The sequence below is a fragment of the Pseudomonas sp. B111 genome (assembly GCF_026428275.1).
Lineage (GTDB): Bacteria > Pseudomonadota > Gammaproteobacteria > Pseudomonadales > Pseudomonadaceae > Pseudomonas > Pseudomonas aeruginosa.
In genome coordinates this window covers 3,049,523-3,066,270 of record NZ_CP097857.1, presented here as the reverse complement: position 1 = coordinate 3,066,270, position 16,748 = coordinate 3,049,523, and the positions used below count along the sequence as shown (strand labels likewise).

Below are 16,748 nucleotides of genomic sequence, written 5' to 3'. Positions count from 1 at the left end.
CATGGGCCATCGCGACGGTGTTCCCGCCAGCACCATCCCGCTGTTGCAGACCAAGCTGTTCCCGCCAGGCGCCGGAGGGCTGCCGCTGCTGCCCCGCCAGGCGCTGATCGACCGCCTGTACGAGGCCCGCGGGCGACGCGCGATGGTCCTCAGCGCGCCGGCCGGCTTCGGCAAGAGCACCATCCTCTGCCAGTTGCGCCTGCGCCTGCTGGAGCAGGGCGCGGCGGTGGCATGGCTGTCCTGCGACGAGACCGACAGCGAACCGCAGCGTCTGATCCAGTACCTGCTGGCGAGCATCCAGCGAGTGGTCCCGGCATTCGGCGGCAATACCGCCAATCTGCTCGGCACCGACGTCGCGGTGCCGCTGGAGGGTATCCTGGATGCCTTCCTCGCCGACCTGCGTCGCCTGGAAGGCCCCTTGTACCTGTTCCTCGACGATTTCCACCGCATCCGCCACGCCGCCTTGCCGCATGGGGTTCGCTACCTGATCGAGAACCTGCCCGATCACGTGCGGGTGGTGGCCTCGACCCGCTTCCGCCCGCGCTTCCTGGTCGACGAGCCGACCCTCAAGCCCTGGACCTTCTGCCTGAGCGCGGAAGACCTGCGGCTATCGCGCGAGGAGAGCGATGCGTTTCTCCTCGACCTCAAGGGGCTGGAGCTGGGCGAGCGCGAGCTGAAGCTGCTGTTCAAGCGCACCGAAGGCTGGATCACGGCGTTGCACCTGGCGGCCCTGGCCCTCAGTCGCAATACCGACCGGGAAGGTTTCCTCCGCGGGCTCTCCGGAACCGAACGGAACATCGCCGACTACCTGGCGGAAGACGTGCTGGCCAGCCTGCCCGCCGACCTGCAGCTGTTCCTCGACCAGACCTCGGTGCTCGACGAGTTCAATGCGGAACTGTGCAATGCGCTGACCGGGCGTCGCGACGGCCTGGACATGCTCATGCGCCTGCAGAACGAGCAGTTGTTCGTCATCGCCCTGGACGACCAGCGCGAATGGTTCCGCTACCACCATCTGTTCGCCGAGTTCCTCCAGGGGCGGCTGTCCCGGCATGCCGATCCGACCCCGTTGCTGCATGCGGCGGCGCGCTGGTGCGAGGGGCGCGACCTGGCCGACCGGGCGATCAAGTACGCCCTTCGCGCCCGCGACTACCTGTTCGCCGCCGAGTTGCTGGAGCGCCAGGGCGCGCGCCTGATCGCCGGTAACCGGGTGTACGGCATCCTCGGCATGCTCAACGGCATTCCCGCCGAGGTGATCCGCGAGCATCCGGTGTTCCAGATCTTCTACGCCTGGCAACTGGCGTTCGAGCAACGCTTCGCCGAGGCCGAGGCGTTGATCGAGGAGGTCAGCCACCGCCTCTTGCAGGGGCGCGGCAAGGTCATGCACTTCGGGCTCGGCGAGTTGCTCGCCGCCGCCCAGGTGCTCAAGGCCCTGGTGTTGCTCTACCAGGACAAGCTCGAAGCCTGCCTGAAGGTCGCCCGCCACTGGCTGTCCATGGTTCCGAGCAACCAGCCGGTGTTCCGCGCCAGCCTGCTCTGCGTGCAGGCTTCGGCGCATGCGCTGCTCGGCGACTACGCCGAGGCCGCCGGCGCCATCGGTTCCGCGCGGGAGGACCTGAAAGTCGCCGACAGCGAGTACCTGCAGGTGGTGACCAGCCTGATCGAATCCCTGATCTGCAAGGAGAGTGGCGACCTGGAGCGGGGCAGGGCGATCGCCGAGTCGGCGCGCAACCGGGTCGAGCAGGTATTCGGCCGGCGCAGCCGGGTCGGCGGGCCCTTGTCGCTGGCCTATGCCGACCTGCTCTACGAGCAGGACCGGCATGCCGGCGTGCTCGCCGAACTACCGCTGGCGACGGTCTGGCGGGATGTCGCGACGCCGGTGGAACTGCTCAGTCGCGGCCAGTTGGTCATGGCCAAGGCGCGCTTCTTCTCCGGCGCCGCCGAGCAGGGGCTGGCGCAACTCGACGAATGGCTGAGCGGTCTGCTCTCGCCCGGCTACGAGCGTGTCTATGCTCACGCCATGAGCTGCAAGGTGCAGTTCCTGCTGTGGCTGCGCCGTCCGAACGAAGCCGAACGGGTCTGCCTGCAACTGGAGCGGCATCTTGCCGGGCTCTCCGGCGAGCGGCATGCCGACGCACAGACCGCCCTGGTCCTGGCGGAGGCTCGGCTGGCATTGTCCGAGCGTCACGCGGAACGCGCGCAGAGCAAGCTGGAAAGCTGTCTGGCCGGCTACTCTTCCGCTTACCAGAGGGATCGGCGGCTGCGTTTGTCCTTGTTACTTTCTGTGGCGTATTGGCAGAAAGGTAACAGCGAAAAAGCCATCGGCCTGTTCCTCGCCACGCTCGAGGAAGCCTGGAATCTCGGCTATCGCCGGCTGTTCCAGGACGACGCGTTGTGGCTGTTGCCGATGTGGGAAAGCTGGAGGGAAGCGGAGCCCAAGCGTGCCGCGGCCTGGCAGGGGCTGGCCGACCTGCTCCGCGAGCAGTGCCGGAAGCTCTCCGTGGACCCGGAAAGTTTCGATGAAAATCAGGATGTTAGCCATCGCGAACGGGAAATCCTGCGGCTGGTGGCGGCGGGCTTGTCGAACCGCGATATCGCGCAGGCGGTGCACCTGTCGGAAGCCACCATCAAGTGGCACCTGCACAACCTGTTCGCCAAGCTGGGTGTGAAGAGCAGAACGCAAGCCGTACTAAAGGGTAAAAGCCTGGGACTGCTGAGCGAGGCGTGAGCGGCAGCCGCCATCGCTCCATCCCTTGGATGGGCTGGCGGCGGAAGGGGTGGCCCAGTAGCTTGGAATCCAGGACGAGAGAGCATGAGGCTCTACCGAATCCATGTCCGGGACACCTAGGGAAGCAGTACCGGACCTGGAGACCGGCGAGATGCCGGTCGATCTGCCGGGGACAGGATGCAAACGGCAGTGCCCTGGGGCAAACCACACCTGAACACTGGAGAAATAACAATGAAAAAGCACCTGTTCCTTGCAACTGCTGTTCTGGCTGCTCCCTTGCTGGCGCATGCCGACCTGAAAGCCATGGACGATGGCGCGCTGTCCGACGTGACCGGCCAGGCAGGCATCAGCATTTCCGGTACTTTCCAGGGCTCCGTCGGGGCCGTGACCTACACCGATACCGACACCAACGGCGGCTCCCTGCGGCTGGAGAACATCAGCCTGCCGGCGCTGACCATCGACGATACCAAGCCGCTGACCATCGACGTCGTCACCACCGATATCGGCGGCAAGTCGACCCAGCAACTGGCCATCGGCCTGCCGGCCATCACCGGCGACGTGACCGTTGGCGCCATCAAGGTGGGCGACACCAGCGCCGCCAGCATCGGCTCGCTGACCGTCTCCGGGCTGAACATGGCCGGTTCCACCATCAAGGTCTGGGGTCACTGATCCAGGAACCGAGTCGAGACGCGAAGACCTCGCCGAGGCATCGGCGGGGTCTTTCTCCGAAAGAGGTACGACGGGGCGATGTTCGAGATTTTGCTGGGAAGTCTGATCGGACTGTTCGGGTTCACCCAGACGGTCGATACCAAGCCGCAACCGCAGGGCACGGTCAACCTCAGCCAGCCTCTGACCCCCAATGGACCCTACCGCGAATCGGTGCAACTGGAGCCGATGAGCCAGTTGCAGTTCCGCAACGTCATCCGCCAGGCCTATGACTACAGCTGCGGCTCGGCGGCGCTTACCACGCTGCTGGACTACTACCTCGGGCGCAACCTCGAGGAACGCCAGGTCATGGAAGGGCTGCTGCGCTATGGCGAGGCCGATAAGATCGTGCAGCGCCGCGGTTTCTCGCTGCTCGACATGAAGCGCTACGCCGCTGCGCTGGGCTACAAGAGCGGTGGTTTTCGCGCCGAGTTCAGCGACCTGGACGCTCTCGAGCATCCGGCGCTGGTCCCCATCCACTATGCCGGCTTCAAGCATTTCGTGGTGGTGCGCGATGTCTACAACGATCACGTCTTCGTCGCCGATCCGGCCTTGGGCAACATCAGCTTCACCCGGACGCGCTTCGAGGAAATCTGGGACCAGAACGTCCTGTTCGTGATCTTCCCGAGTGGGCAGGAGCCCCGCAACGCGCTGGCGCTGAACGATCGCGACATGCGCCTGGTGGACGACCGCACCGTCAGCCTGCTGGCGTTCCGCGAGTTTCCGCAGATCAACAAGATCACTGAAAACCAGGTCCGTGAGCTGGGCACTGGTGGCGACGTCATACACCTGCGCACCAAGTAGCAGATACCCAAAAACAAGAACAATCTCTGGGGATAGCGCCATGAGAATCAGGGGGTACACATGCGCGGCGGCGCTGATGCTGTCTATCAGCGGTTTGTCCGTTGCCGAGGAAGCCTCGGTCGACCAGGCCCGTGACGCGCTGGCCAAGAAGAATGACGATGCCGACAGCGCCAAGGCGCTGGAGGAGGTCTTCCAGGCCGCCGAGAAGAGCTACACCTTGCTGAAGAAGGGCGAGCGGACCCTGACCTACGGTTTCGACTACGCGCTGGTGCGCGACCAGCGGCTGACCCTGGTGCCGCTGACCAAGACCAGCGGCGGCACGCAGATCTACGGCCTCGCCGGCCGGCAGAGCCAGTCCCAGCACACCTTCACCAACTCCTTCACCTTCGACTACGGGATCTGGGACAACCTCACCTTCAGTTTCCGCCTGCCGCTGGTAGCCAAGTACGACACCGAGATGGATACCCACGCCTACAGCCTCGGCGACGTTTCCGCGACCTTGCGCTGGCAGCCCTGGGCGGCGGTGCGCGGACGGCCGGTCACCACGCTGTATACCACCATCGGCCTGCCGACCGGCGACAGTCCCTACAAGACCAACCTGGACAAGGACATCTCCACCGGCAACGGCTACTACAGCCTGGGCTTCGGCGCGAACATGTCCTATGTGATCGACCCGGTGGTCCTCTACGGCTCGCTCGGCTACACCTGGAACCTGCCGGTGGACGACGTGCACCAGACCCTGGCCGACAACTCCCAGCTGGAGAAGGTCTCGCCCGGCAACACGATCAACTTCAACATGGGCATGGCCTACGCGCTGTCCTACGACGTCTCGCTGGCGACCTCGTACCAGATGGCCTACACGCTGAAGAACCGCTACCACACCACTGCCGGTACGTTCGAGTCGTCCGAACAGACCAGTAGCATCATGAACTTCTCGCTCGGCTTGCGGACGTCACCGGACTACATCGTCAACGTCAACGCCGGTTTCGGCCTCACGGAAGACTCGCCGGATGTACTGCTGGGGTTATCCGTACCCCTCGATATCAAAGGGCTGAAGGCCCAGTAACCCGCGAGCGAGGCCTGTTATGAAGATGCGCATTGCGCCGCTCTGGCTGGCGCTGGCAGGGGTGTGCCTGGCCTGGATTCCGCCGGCCGGCGCGCAGATGGCCAACGACCTGACCATCGGCAACCCGAAAGCCATGGCCCTCGGCAACGCCGTGACCGCCGACGAGACCGGCATCGATTCGGTGCACTACAACCCGGCGGCACTGACCAAGATGAAGGGCCGCCAGGCGACCGTGAAGCTGCTCACCGGGGTGATGGACATCCGCGCCGGCTTCAAGGCGCCGCCGAACTACGGCGAAGGCACCTTCGGCCTGCGCGACGACCCGGTCGCCAACAGCCACAGCCGGACCCTGACCCCGACCATGTACCTGCCCGGCCTCGGCGGCATGACCGACGTGCCGTTGCTGGTGGCGCCGCTGGCCGGGATCTCGATCAACCCGCCGGGTTCCAAGTTCACCTTCGCCACCAACGTCTACACCCCGCAAGCGCTGGGCTACAGCCGCGATTCCGATAGCGATCCGGCGCGCTACCAGGGACGCGAGGTGTCGTTGCAGCGGCTCACCTACTTCTCGCCGACCCTGGCCTACCAGGTCAACGACGAGCTGTCGGTCGGCCTGTCGGTGGGTTTTTCCCACCAGGCAGTAGCGTTGAACGAGGATTTCCGGGCGCCGAACCAGTTGCTCGGGCTGTTGCAGCAGACCAAGGAGATCGGTTGCCTGCCGGGAATGCAGGAGATCCTCGAGGTGTTCTTCAACGTCTGCGGCGGCAACATCGGTCCGTTCCAGAACCTGGCCAATATCGACCTGGACATGCAGCAGTCGCTGTCGCCCAGCTTCAACCTCGGCGTGCTCTGGGAGCCCACCGACTGGTTCGCCTGGGGCGCGACCTACCAGAGCGAGTCGCGGATGAGGCTCAAGGGCAAGTACCGGGTCGACTACGGCCAAGGCTGGCAGGGTTTCTGGACCGGGGTGCACAAGTCGCTCGGTGGTGCGATCCTCGGCCAGATGTTCCCCTACGGGAACGTCGATGAAGAGCATGGCAACGCCACGATGAACATGGTCTACCCGGATGCCTTCTCCACCGGCGTGAAGCTGCGCCCGTTCAAGAAGTGGCAATTCAACTTCGACCTGAAATGGAACGGCTACAGCGACTGGAACGAGTTCAAGATCGAGTTCGACCGCGAGCTTGACCTGCTGCGCATCGCCAAGTACCTCGACTCGAAGGACGCCACCAGCCACAGCATCACCCTCGACCGCGGCTACCGCGATACCTGGAGCTGGGCCATGGGCGTGCAGTACGACGTCAACGACCGTTTGCAGCTACGCGCCGGCTACGAATACCGGCCTTCGGCGATCCCCAAGGGCCAGGCGGACATCCTGGTGCCGATCGGCGATGCCAATCTCTACGGCCTGGGGCTGGGCTACCAGTGGGACAAGGACACGGTGATCGATGTCGGTTTCAACTACTTCGTCACCAAGCAGAGCGTCAAGGCCGATACCAGCTGCAACCTGAACTGCACCGGGCTCGACAACCTGGTGTACAACCCCTACGCGGGACTGGACGTGGACACCACGGTGAAGGCCTATATTTTCGCCATGACCTACCGTACGACCTTCTGAGGGCTGGAGCATGATGCGCGCATCCATCGTACTTTGCGTCTTCTCCCTGGCGCTGCCGGCATCTTCGCCGGGCTGGGCCTCCGGCGGGCGCTACCTGACCTGGGTGGACGACAATGGCGGGGTGCACAACACCTTCGTCGACGGCCAGTTCGACCGCCAGCAGCGCCAGGCGCGGCAGCGCATCGGCCAGAGCGACCAGGCGCGGGTGCTGAACAAGGCGGACAACGCCACGCAGTGGCCGGGGAACAGCAGCGGAGGGGAGAGCAAGCGTCGCTACTACACCTGGATCGATGCCAACGGCAACGTGCAGAACAGCTTCTATGCCGGCGCCCAGGTCGCCGGCCAGCGCGCCGACTACGTCCTGCCCAACGGCGAGCACTCCGCCGAATACATCGATGCCGAGGCCTTCGAGGGCAAGGGTTTCGTTCGCAGCGAGAACGGCAGTCCCTACTACACCTGGGTGGACGAGAAGGGCCGCATGCACAACTCGCAGATCCCGCCCGAGGAGCGCGCGGCGCGCTTCAAGCGGGAGGCCGCGCCTTCGTCGCAGATCGCCTTCACCGAGGGCCGGCAGATCGAGTTCAAGCAACGTCCGACGGCGTTGCCCGGCCTGGATGGCGCCGGCCAGCAGAGCGATGCGCTGAAGGCTTTGCTCAAGGGCACCGAGATGACCATCGACGATCTCTACCAGGACCTGCAACGGCGCTGCTGCGAGCAGATCGCCGAGAGCGACTTCACCGAACTGGATGCCGACGAACCGCGCTACGAGGAGTTGAACCGCTTCTCGCCGAGCTTCGACTTTCCCATGGGCAGGAGCTTCTACGCGGCGATCCGGCTGCCGCGCTCCCAGGGTGTCTACGGCCTGCGCATCCGCAGTTTCGCCAACCGCCAGGTGGTCTACCCGTCGCTGCTGTTCCTCGACGAGCACAAGCGGCCGACCCGGCTGGTCAGCGACGCGGTGTACAAGCTGAACCCGGAAACCTGGTATCGCTACGCTTTCATCGAGGGTACGGTGCCGGTGCGAGCCAATCGCGGCGAGCGCTACGTGCTGCTGCTGACCACCGACGAGGACCGCTCGCTGCAAACCCTCGACAACAAGCCGTTCAAGCGTCCGCTGCAGGACCTGGCGGTGAACGAGGCGGGCATGCAGGTGCATGAGCACGCCCGGCAGGGCGGCTTCGAGCTGGCCGTGGTGCGTTGAAATCCGAGACATGAAAAAGCCCGGCCGGAGCCGGGCTTTTTCATACCGGAAGCACGTCAGCCCTGGTGCTGCTGGACGTGGCCGAACAGCTGCTGGGAGAAGCGTACGCGCTCTTCCGCGGACTCTTCGATGCCTTTCGCCTTGAGTTCTTCCAGTCGCGCCTCGACGGCGTGGCAGCGGTGCACCAGGCCGCTGTCGTTGGCGATCTGGATGTTCAGGCCCGGGCGGGCGTTGAGTTCGAGGATCAGCGGGCCTTTCTCCTGGTCGAGAACCATGTCCACGCCGATGTAGCCGAGGCCCGACAACTCGTAGCAACCGGCCGCCAGCTTCATGAAACCGTCCCAGTTCGGCAGTTGCACACCGTCCACCGCGTTGGTGGTGTCCGGGTGCTTGGCGATCTTGTTGTTCAGCCAGGTGCCGCGCAGGGTGACGCCGGTGGCCAGGTCGACGCCCACGCCGATGGCGCCCTGGTGCAGGTTGGCCTTGCCGCCCGACTGCCGGGTCGGCAGGCGCAGCATGGCCATCACCGGGTAGCCCATCAGTACGATGATGCGGATGTCCGGCACACCTTCGTAGCTGATGCTCTTGAAGATCTGGTCGGGGGTCACCCGGTACTCGATCAGTACGCGGTCGCGATGGCCGCCGAGGGAGTAGAGGCCGGAGAGGATGCTCGAGATGTGGTGCTCGATCTCCTCGTGGCTGACGATCTTCCCCGACACGGTCTTGTAGCGGCCCTCGAAGCGGTCGGCGATCACCATGATGCCGTCGCCGCCGGCGCCCTGCGCCGGCTTGATGACGAAATCGTTGTGCTCGCCGATGATCTCGTTGAGCTTGTCGATGCCTTTCTCGGTCTCGATGATGCCGTACATCTCCGGCACGTGGATGCCGGCCTCGAGCGCGCGTTCCTTGGTGATGATCTTGTCGTCCACCACCGGATACAGGTGCCGCTTGTTGTACTTCAGGACGTAATCGGCATTGCGTCGGTTGATGCCCATCACGCCTTTCGCGGTCAGGTCTTTCCAGGTCTTCCAGATCGACATGGTTCAGTCCTTGAGCAGGGCCTTGAAGCGAAACAGCTCGGTCAGGCGGTAGCCGCGGTAGCGGCCCATGGCGAGCATGAAGGCGACCAGGATCAGCAGCACGGCCGGGAAGGTGAAGATGAAGTACACCAGTTCCGGGATGCGCATGAGGATGTGCGCCAGCGATGCCGCGAACAGGGTGCCGATGGCCACCTTCATCGCATGGCCGCCGCCGCGCTCTTCCCAGGTGATCGACAGGCGTTCGATGGTCATGGTCAGGATCACCATCGGGAACAGGGCGATCGACAGGCCGCTCTCGAAGCCGAGCTTGTGGCTGAACAGGCTGATCACCGCGATCATCACCACCACGAAGGTCAGCACCACCGAGAGGCGCGGCAGCATCTGCAGCTTCAGGTGCTCGAGATAGGAGCGCAGCGACAGGCCCAGGGCGGTGATCACGGTGAACAGGGCGATACCCCATTGCAGGCCGGTCTCGCGGAAGGCCAGGGCGATCAGAACCGGGGTGAAGGTGCCAAGGGTCTGCAGGCCGATCAGGTTGCGCAGGATCAGGATCACCAGCACGCCGATCGGGATCATGATCATGATCTGGAAGGTCTGCTGGGTGGACAGCGGCAGGCCGTACAGGGAGTACTCGAGGAAGGCCGCCTCGGTGTTCTCGTCGGACAGCTTGGCCAGGCGGATGGCGTTCATCTCGCTGCTGTTCAGGCTGAAGCTGACCTGGGCCTTCTTGCCGCCGTCGATGGTCATCAGCGGCTCATCGCCAAGCCACCAGATCAGGCGATCGGAGGGCAGGCCCTGTTCGCCGGTGACCACGTTGAAATACAGCCAGTTCTCGCCGTTGAAGCTGCGCAGCCACAGTTCCGGGCTCTGTTGCAGGTCGGCGACCAGGCGGATGGTATGGACCCGCTCCATCGGCACGTGGGCGATGGACAGCAGGGTTTCGACGATATGCGCTTTCTTTTCCAGGCTGGTGTCGCCGGCCATCAGCAGCTTGACGTTGTCGTCGTTGCCGTTGTTGGCGCGCTTGATGGCTTCGCTGACGAAGGTCTCGACGTCGGCCGAGTGCTGGCGAATGGGGGCCAGCAGGGCTTCTGCGGCGATCTTCTCCGGGCCTTCCAGGGGCAGGCTGTCGCGGAAGATCGGGCCTTTCTCCTTGGTCTTCTCGCCGGTGTAGCGCTTGGTCAGCACCAGGCGGTAGTACAGGGTCTGCTTGCCGTTGGCGCGGCGGGCGGACCAGGTCACCTTGCGATTGCCGTCGGCGCGATTGATGCTGACGCCGTAATTGTTGGAGACGAAGCTTTCGTTGAGGCTGACGTAGTCCTGGCTCAACGGCGGAACGAACATCTGCACCTTGACCGGGGTTTTCGGCGTGGCGACGAAGTCGACCTTGGCATCGATGTTCCAGAGGTCATCGGTTTCGGCTTCGGTAACGGGAATTCCCTGGACGAAAATCTGATAGGCGGTGATCGCCACACCCAGGGTCAGCAGGATGGCGATCAGGACTTTCAGATGCAGGTTGAGAGAGCGCATGTCGTTTACTCAGCAGGTTTTGCATCAGGTTTGCAGCCGGGTTTCCCGGCCGAGTATTTCAAGCTCGGATCGACCAGTGCGTCGAATTTCTTCAAGGCCTCCGAGCCGATCAAAAGCGGGTATTGGAATGCACTTCGGTCGGTCAGGTTCACTTCGATGGTGCGAATCGCCTTGCCCATGCAGACCTGCAGCTCGATCACCGGACGGGCGGTATAGGCCTTGCCCTCGTCGGGGTTGAAGTCGCCGTGGCGGCGCTTGATCTTGCTGATCCGCGCCAGGGGCTTCTCGATCGGGGTGTCGTCGGCGTTGTCGGTGGCCAGGTAGAAGCGCACCCAGGTTTCGCCGTCGCGCTTGAAACGCTTGATGTCGCGGGCGCTGAGGGAGGCGGTCTTGGCGCCGGTGTCGAGCTTGGCGGCCAGCTGGATGTCCGGGTCGTTGATGCGCGCGTATTCGTTCAGGCCGTAGACCGTCTTTTCGGCGGCTACGCTCAGGCCTGGTACGGCGATGAATAGGCAGAGCAGGGGAGCTAAGGGCTTGAGTTTCATAAGTCCTGGTTGGTGTCGCGTTCGGCGGGTCGATCTTGCGATCGCTGTCCAGTCCGTGACGGAAAACCCTGCGTCATCGACCTGCGCTCGGCAGGCCGGGCATGCCGGGCGCCCCGCCAGGCGCATGCGGGCCGCATTCTATCACGCGGTTTTTCGGCAGCGACAGCCGCTTATACCACTTGGTCGGGGTTTTGCCCCTGGGATGAAACGAAATTCCATCCAGGGGCTCGAAGCGTTACCGGAAGCGGGCAAGGGACCTTGGCGGTGCCGAGCCGCTGGCCCCGGAGCGGTTATTTGAAGCGCCGTTCCACGCCTTTTTCGACGAGGATCTTTGCGGAAATCTCCTCCACCGAGAAATGCGTGGAGTTGATGTAGGCGATGTTTTCGCGGCGGAACAGGCTTTCGACCTCGCGTACCTCGAATTCGCACTGGGCGAAGCTGGCGTAGCGACTGTTGGGCTTGCGTTCGTTGCGGATCGCGGTGAGGCGGTCGGGGTCGATGGTCAGGCCGAACAGCTTGTGCTTGTACTGCTTGAGGGCGTTCGGCAGTTGCAGGCGCTCCATGTCCTCTTCCGTCAACGGGTAGTTGGCGGCGCGGATGCCATACTGCAGGGCCATGTACAGGCAGGTGGGCGTCTTGCCGCAGCGCGAGACGCCGACCAGGATCAGGTCGGCCTTGTCGTAGTAGTGGGTGCGGGCGCCGTCGTCGTTGTCGAGGGCGAAGTTCACCGCCTCGATGCGATCCATGTAGTTGGAGTTGTGGCCGATGGAGTGGGACTTGCCGACCGAATAGGACGAGTCGGCCGAAAGCTCCTGTTCCAGAGGCGAAAGAAAGGTGGCGAAGATATCGATCATGAAGCCGTTGGATTGCGCCAGGACCGCCCGGATGTCGCGGTTCACGATGGTATCGAAGATGATCGGGCGGGCCCCGTCCGACTCGGCAGCATTATTGATTTGCTGTACCATGGCGCGCGCTTTTTCTTCGGTATCGATGTACGGTCTCGTCAGTTTGACGAAGCTGATGTTCTCGAACTGTGCCAGAAGGCTTTGGCCCAGGGTTTCGGCGGTGATACCGGTGCCGTCCGAGATGAAGAATGCGGTTCGTTTCATTTGCACCGAAAGCCTTAAGGTAGGAACGATTCTTGGCTATGATAGGCCGCGCGTTGTCAGAGGCCTTTCTGTCGCAGCATTGTCACTTATTTCTAAGGGCCAGGCCAGAATCCAGCGGAGCTGCTCCTGGCCCCGCTTGAGCTTTTCCAATTCAATAGTGGAGAGATCACCTTGGTAGAGTACGTAGTTTCCCTCGATAAGCTCGGCGTCCATGATGTAGAGCATGTGGGGGGCAAGAACGCATCCCTCGGCGAGATGATCAGCAACCTGGCCGGTGCCGGCGTTTCCGTACCCGGCGGATTTGCCACCACCGCCCAGGCCTACCGTGACTTCCTCGAGCAGAGTGGCCTCAACGACCGTATCCACGCGGCCCTGGACGCCCTGGACGTCGACGACGTCAACGCCCTGGCCAAGACCGGCGCGCAGATCCGCCAGTGGGTGATGGAAGCCGAGTTCCCGGCCCGTCTCGACAGCGAGATCCGCCAGGCCTTCGCCGCCCTGGCCAACGGCAACGACAACCTCGCCGTGGCAGTGCGTTCCTCCGCTACCGCCGAAGACCTTCCGGACGCCTCGTTCGCCGGCCAGCAGGAAACCTTCCTCAATATCCGCGGCGTGGACAATGTGATCCGCGCAGCAAAAGAGGTCTTTGCCTCCCTGTTCAACGACCGCGCCATCGCCTACCGCGTGCACCAGGGCTTCGATCACAAGCTGGTCGCCTTGTCCGCCGGCGTGCAGCGCATGGTCCGCTCGGAAACCGGCACCGCCGGGGTGATGTTCACCCTGGACACCGAATCCGGCTTCCGCGACGTGGTCTTCATCACCGGTGCCTACGGCCTGGGCGAGACCGTGGTTCAGGGCGCGGTGAACCCCGACGAGTTCTACGTCCACAAGCCGACCCTGGAAGCCGGGCGTCCGGCCATCCTGCGCCGCAACCTGGGTAGCAAGGCGATCAAGATGATCTACGGCGACGAAGCCAAGGCCGGTCGCTCGGTCAAGGTAGTGGACGTCGATCGCGCCGATCGCGCCCGCTTCGCCCTGAGCGACGCCGAGGTCACCGAGCTGGCCAAGCAGGCCATGATCATCGAGAAGCACTATGGCCGCCCGATGGACATCGAATGGGCCAAGGACGGTGACGACGGCAAGCTGTACATCGTCCAGGCACGCCCGGAAACCGTGAAGAGCCGCGCCAGCGCCACGGTCATGGAGCGCTACCTGCTGAAAGAGAAGGGGACCGTCCTGGTGGAAGGACGTGCCATCGGTCAGCGCATCGGTGCCGGTCCGGTCAAGGTGATCAACGACGTGTCGGAAATGGACAAGGTCCAACCGGGTGACGTCCTGGTCTCCGACATGACCGACCCGGACTGGGAGCCGGTGATGAAGCGCGCCAGCGCCATCGTCACCAACCGCGGCGGGCGTACCTGCCACGCGGCGATCATCGCTCGCGAACTGGGCATCCCGGCGGTGGTCGGTTGCGGCAATGCCACCCAGATCCTGCAGGATGGCCAGGGGGTGACCGTTTCCTGTGCCGAAGGCGATACCGGCTTCATCTTCGAAGGCGAACTCGGTTTCGATGTGCGCAAGAACTCGGTCGACGCCATGCCCGACCTTCCGTTCAAGATCATGATGAACGTCGGCAATCCCGATCGCGCTTTCGATTTCGCCCAGTTGCCGAACGAAGGCGTGGGCCTGGCCCGCCTCGAATTCATCATCAACCGCATGATCGGCGTGCACCCCAAGGCATTGCTGAACTTCGCCGGCCTGCCGGCGGACATCAAGGAAAGCGTGGAGAAGCGCATCGCCGGCTATCCCGATCCGGTCGGCTTCTACGTCGAGAAGCTGGTGGAGGGCATCAGCACCCTGGCCGCGGCGTTCTGGCCGAAGAAGGTCATCGTGCGCCTGTCCGACTTCAAGTCCAATGAGTACGCCAACCTGATCGGCGGCAAGCTCTACGAGCCGGAAGAAGAGAACCCGATGCTCGGCTTCCGTGGCGCCTCGCGCTACATCAGCGAGTCGTTCCGCGACTGCTTCGAGCTGGAGTGTCGTGCGCTGAAGAAGGTCCGCAACGAAATGGGCCTGACCAACGTCGAGATCATGGTGCCCTTCGTGCGCACCCTGGGCGAGGCGAGCCAGGTGGTCGAGCTGCTGGCCGGGAACGGCCTGAAGCGCAGCGAGAACGGACTGAAGGTCATCATGATGTGCGAACTGCCGTCGAACGCCCTGCTGGCCGACGAGTTCCTCGAGTTCTTCGATGGCTTCTCCATCGGTTCCAACGACCTGACCCAACTGACCCTGGGCCTGGATCGCGATTCCGGCATCGTTGCCCACCTGTTCGACGAGCGCAATCCGGCGGTGAAGAAGCTGCTGGCCAACGCCATCGCTGCCTGCAACAAGGCCGGCAAGTACATCGGCATCTGCGGCCAGGGTCCGTCGGACCACCCGGACCTGGCCCGCTGGCTGATGGAGCAGGGCATCGAGAGCGTCTCGTTGAACCCCGACTCGGTGCTGGATACCTGGTTCTTCCTCGCCGAGGGGCAAGACCAGGCCTGATCGGTCCTCGCTGTATCCGGAAAGGGCGGGTAACACCGCCCTTTTTCGTGCCTCCTGTACAAGACAAGCATGCAAAGCAGTAGTCGCCTCTTTCCTGTCGCCCTGGTCAGCGCCGAATTGCGCGCCGACCTTACCGAAGACATCTACCGCCTGAAGCCCGGCAACAGCCCCGATGCCAGCGTCGAGCTAGTCGTAACCCGGCTCGGACAGCAGGCCGCCGGCGAGCGGCGCGGACCGCCTGTGATCCTCCTGCACGGGAGTTTTTCCAACCGCCGCTTCTGGTACTCGCCGCGTGCGCTCGGATTAGGTCCTTACCTGGCGCGGGCGGGGTTCGATGTCTGGCTGCCGGAAATGCGCGGCCATGGCCTGTCGATTCGCAACGATGGTTACCGGGACAACCGGGTCGCCGACTACGCGCGCTACGACCTGCCGGCGCTGGCCTCCTTCATCCACGAGCAGTGCGGGCAGCCGGCGCACTGGATTGGCCACTCCCTCGGTGGGGTGGTGCTGGCGGCGGGGCTGGGCGGGGGCTACCTGGACCAGGCACGGATCGCTTCCGTGGCGTTGTTCGGTAGCCAGGTCAGCACCGCGCACTGGCTGTTCAGGTTGCCCATGGCAGGCATCCTCGCGCGCCTGCTGCTGCGCCGCGTCGACGCGCTATCCGGAAGCCGTTGGCGGCAGGGCCCGGAAGACGAGCCGGTCGGCGTGGCGCTGGAGGTCCTGCGTTGGCATGGACTGTTCGGCCGCTTCGGCGAGCCGGGCAACGACTGGTGGAAGGGGCTCGCCGCAGTCGACGTGCCGCTATTGGCGGTCGCCGGGGCTGGGGACCGGCAGGACCCGTCCTGGGCCTGTCGCAAGTTGTTCGAGCAGTTCGCCTCGTCCGAGCGCGAATACCTGTTGCTCGGACGCGAGGCTGGCTACGCCGAGGACTACGGGCATATCGAGATGCTGATCGGCAAGGCGGCCCAGCTAGAGGTCTGGCCCTTGGTGGAGCGCTGGCTGCGCCAGCGATCGCCGGCGGGCGACGAATCCGCGTGGAGTGAGGCGCTAGACGTATCGGAAGCCGGAATCAGCGGCTAACATGTGACGCAAATGGCGGCTCCGGTCACGCCGGCGCCGCCGGGGCGGGCGGCCGATGATCCTCCGGAGCTGCCCGAGCCGATCCCTTCACCCACAGGAGCTTCCCATGCATTACGTCACTCCCGATCTGTGCGATGCCTATCCTGAGCTGGTCCAGGTCGTCGAACCCATGTTCAGCAACTTCGGCGGCCGCGACTCCTTCGGCGGCGAGATCGTCACCATCAAGTGCTTCGAAGACAATTCGCTGGTCAAGGAGCAGGTCGACAAGGACGGCAAGGGCAAGGTCCTGGTCGTCGATGGCGGTGGTTCGCTGCGCCGCGCCCTGCTGGGCGACATGCTGGCCGAGAAAGCGGCGAAGAACGGCTGGGAAGGGATCGTCGTATATGGCTGCATCCGTGACGTCGACGTGATCGCCCAGACCGACCTCGGCGTCCAGGCCCTGGCCAGTCATCCGCTGAAGACCGACAAGCGCGGCATCGGCGATCTGAACGTCGCCGTGACCTTCGGCGGCGTCACCTTCCGCCCCGGCGAGTTCGTGTATGCCGACAACAACGGCATCATCGTTTCTCCGCAGGCCTTGAAAATGCCCGAATAGGGCTTTTTAACAGCCGTTCCGGCCCCGGTGACGCAGGCAGCGTCCCGGGGCTTTTTGCTGGAATGAACCCGAGGCGCGCATATGGGTCTCAGGACTGGCTTTAAGGTTGTGCCGCAAGTCCATGAATTGACTGGTGCCGGACTTGTGTTTTTACTGTCGAAATGGTCGTTTTACCAAGGGAAG

Annotated in this window: 13 protein-coding genes; 9 read left to right on the top strand and 4 right to left on the bottom strand. The window is 63.9% G+C overall.

Going from position 1 to position 16,748, the window contains the following annotated elements; all coding sequences use genetic code 11:
• The first annotated feature begins 1 nt into the window (after position 1).
• The 6 genes from M6E97_RS14110 to M6E97_RS14085 all read left to right on the top strand — a co-directional run bounded on the left by M6E97_RS14110 (position 2) and on the right by M6E97_RS14085 (position 8,119).
• On the top strand, positions 2-2,725 hold the full coding sequence (locus M6E97_RS14110; RefSeq protein WP_003087788.1) for a helix-turn-helix transcriptional regulator: 2,724 nt from the start codon (positions 2-4) through the stop codon (positions 2,723-2,725).
• Between the two features lie 231 nt (positions 2,726-2,956).
• Positions 2,957-3,394 (top strand): DUF6160 family protein, encoded by a 438-nt coding sequence (locus M6E97_RS14105; protein WP_003098074.1) that lies wholly within the window; start codon positions 2,957-2,959, stop codon positions 3,392-3,394.
• 78 nt (positions 3,395-3,472) lie between these two features.
• The gene (locus M6E97_RS14100) at positions 3,473-4,234 is read left to right on the top strand and encodes a C39 family peptidase (protein ID WP_003098072.1); all 762 of its coding nucleotides are present in this window, start codon (positions 3,473-3,475) and stop codon (positions 4,232-4,234) included.
• Between the two features lie 40 nt (positions 4,235-4,274).
• Positions 4,275-5,300: a transporter gene (locus M6E97_RS14095; protein WP_003120313.1), complete on the top strand. Its 1,026-nt coding sequence runs from the start codon at positions 4,275-4,277 to the stop codon at positions 5,298-5,300.
• Positions 5,301-5,319: 19 nt separating this feature from the next.
• On the top strand, positions 5,320-6,918 hold the full coding sequence (locus M6E97_RS14090) for an outer membrane protein transport protein (RefSeq protein WP_003132834.1): 1,599 nt from the start codon (positions 5,320-5,322) through the stop codon (positions 6,916-6,918).
• 13 nt (positions 6,919-6,931) lie between these two features.
• Positions 6,932-8,119 (top strand): MalM family protein, encoded by a 1,188-nt coding sequence (locus M6E97_RS14085; RefSeq protein ID WP_003087803.1) that lies wholly within the window; start codon positions 6,932-6,934, stop codon positions 8,117-8,119.
• 56 nt (positions 8,120-8,175) lie between these two features.
• Here the strand turns inward: M6E97_RS14085 and M6E97_RS14080 are convergent, their stop codons facing one another.
• The 4 genes from M6E97_RS14080 to M6E97_RS14065 form a co-directional block, all read right to left on the bottom strand.
• On the bottom strand, positions 8,176-9,159 hold the full coding sequence (locus M6E97_RS14080) for an alpha-L-glutamate ligase-like protein (RefSeq protein WP_003087807.1): 984 nt from the start codon (positions 9,157-9,159) through the stop codon (positions 8,176-8,178).
• Positions 9,160-9,162: 3 nt separating this feature from the next.
• Entirely contained in the window at positions 9,163-10,689 is a 1,527-nt protein-coding gene (locus M6E97_RS14075) for an inactive transglutaminase family protein (protein WP_003087809.1), read from the bottom strand.
• Positions 10,690-10,694: 5 nt separating this feature from the next.
• Complete coding sequence (locus M6E97_RS14070; protein ID WP_003087811.1) at positions 10,695-11,234, bottom strand: ATP-dependent zinc protease; 540 nt, start codon at positions 11,232-11,234, stop codon at positions 10,695-10,697.
• 290 nt (positions 11,235-11,524) lie between these two features.
• Positions 11,525-12,343: a pyruvate, water dikinase regulatory protein gene (locus M6E97_RS14065; RefSeq protein WP_003087813.1), complete on the bottom strand. Its 819-nt coding sequence runs from the start codon at positions 12,341-12,343 to the stop codon at positions 11,525-11,527.
• A 171-nt stretch (positions 12,344-12,514) separates the two neighbouring features.
• On the opposite strand from M6E97_RS14065, the gene ppsA reads away from it, so the two are divergent.
• The 3 genes from ppsA (at position 12,515) to rraA (ending at position 16,565) form a co-directional block, all read left to right on the top strand.
• Positions 12,515-14,890 carry a phosphoenolpyruvate synthase gene (gene ppsA / locus M6E97_RS14060; RefSeq protein ID WP_034005166.1) on the top strand — a complete coding sequence of 792 codons (2,376 nt, stop codon included), beginning with the start codon at positions 12,515-12,517 and terminating at the stop codon, positions 14,888-14,890.
• Between the two features lie 69 nt (positions 14,891-14,959).
• Positions 14,960-15,970 carry an alpha/beta fold hydrolase gene (locus tag M6E97_RS14055; RefSeq protein ID WP_003087820.1) on the top strand — a complete coding sequence of 337 codons (1,011 nt, stop codon included), beginning with the start codon at positions 14,960-14,962 and terminating at the stop codon, positions 15,968-15,970.
• A gap of 106 nt (positions 15,971-16,076) precedes the next feature.
• Complete coding sequence (gene rraA, locus M6E97_RS14050) at positions 16,077-16,565, top strand: ribonuclease E activity regulator RraA (protein WP_003087823.1); 489 nt, start codon at positions 16,077-16,079, stop codon at positions 16,563-16,565.
• Positions 16,566-16,748 lie beyond the last annotated feature (183 nt).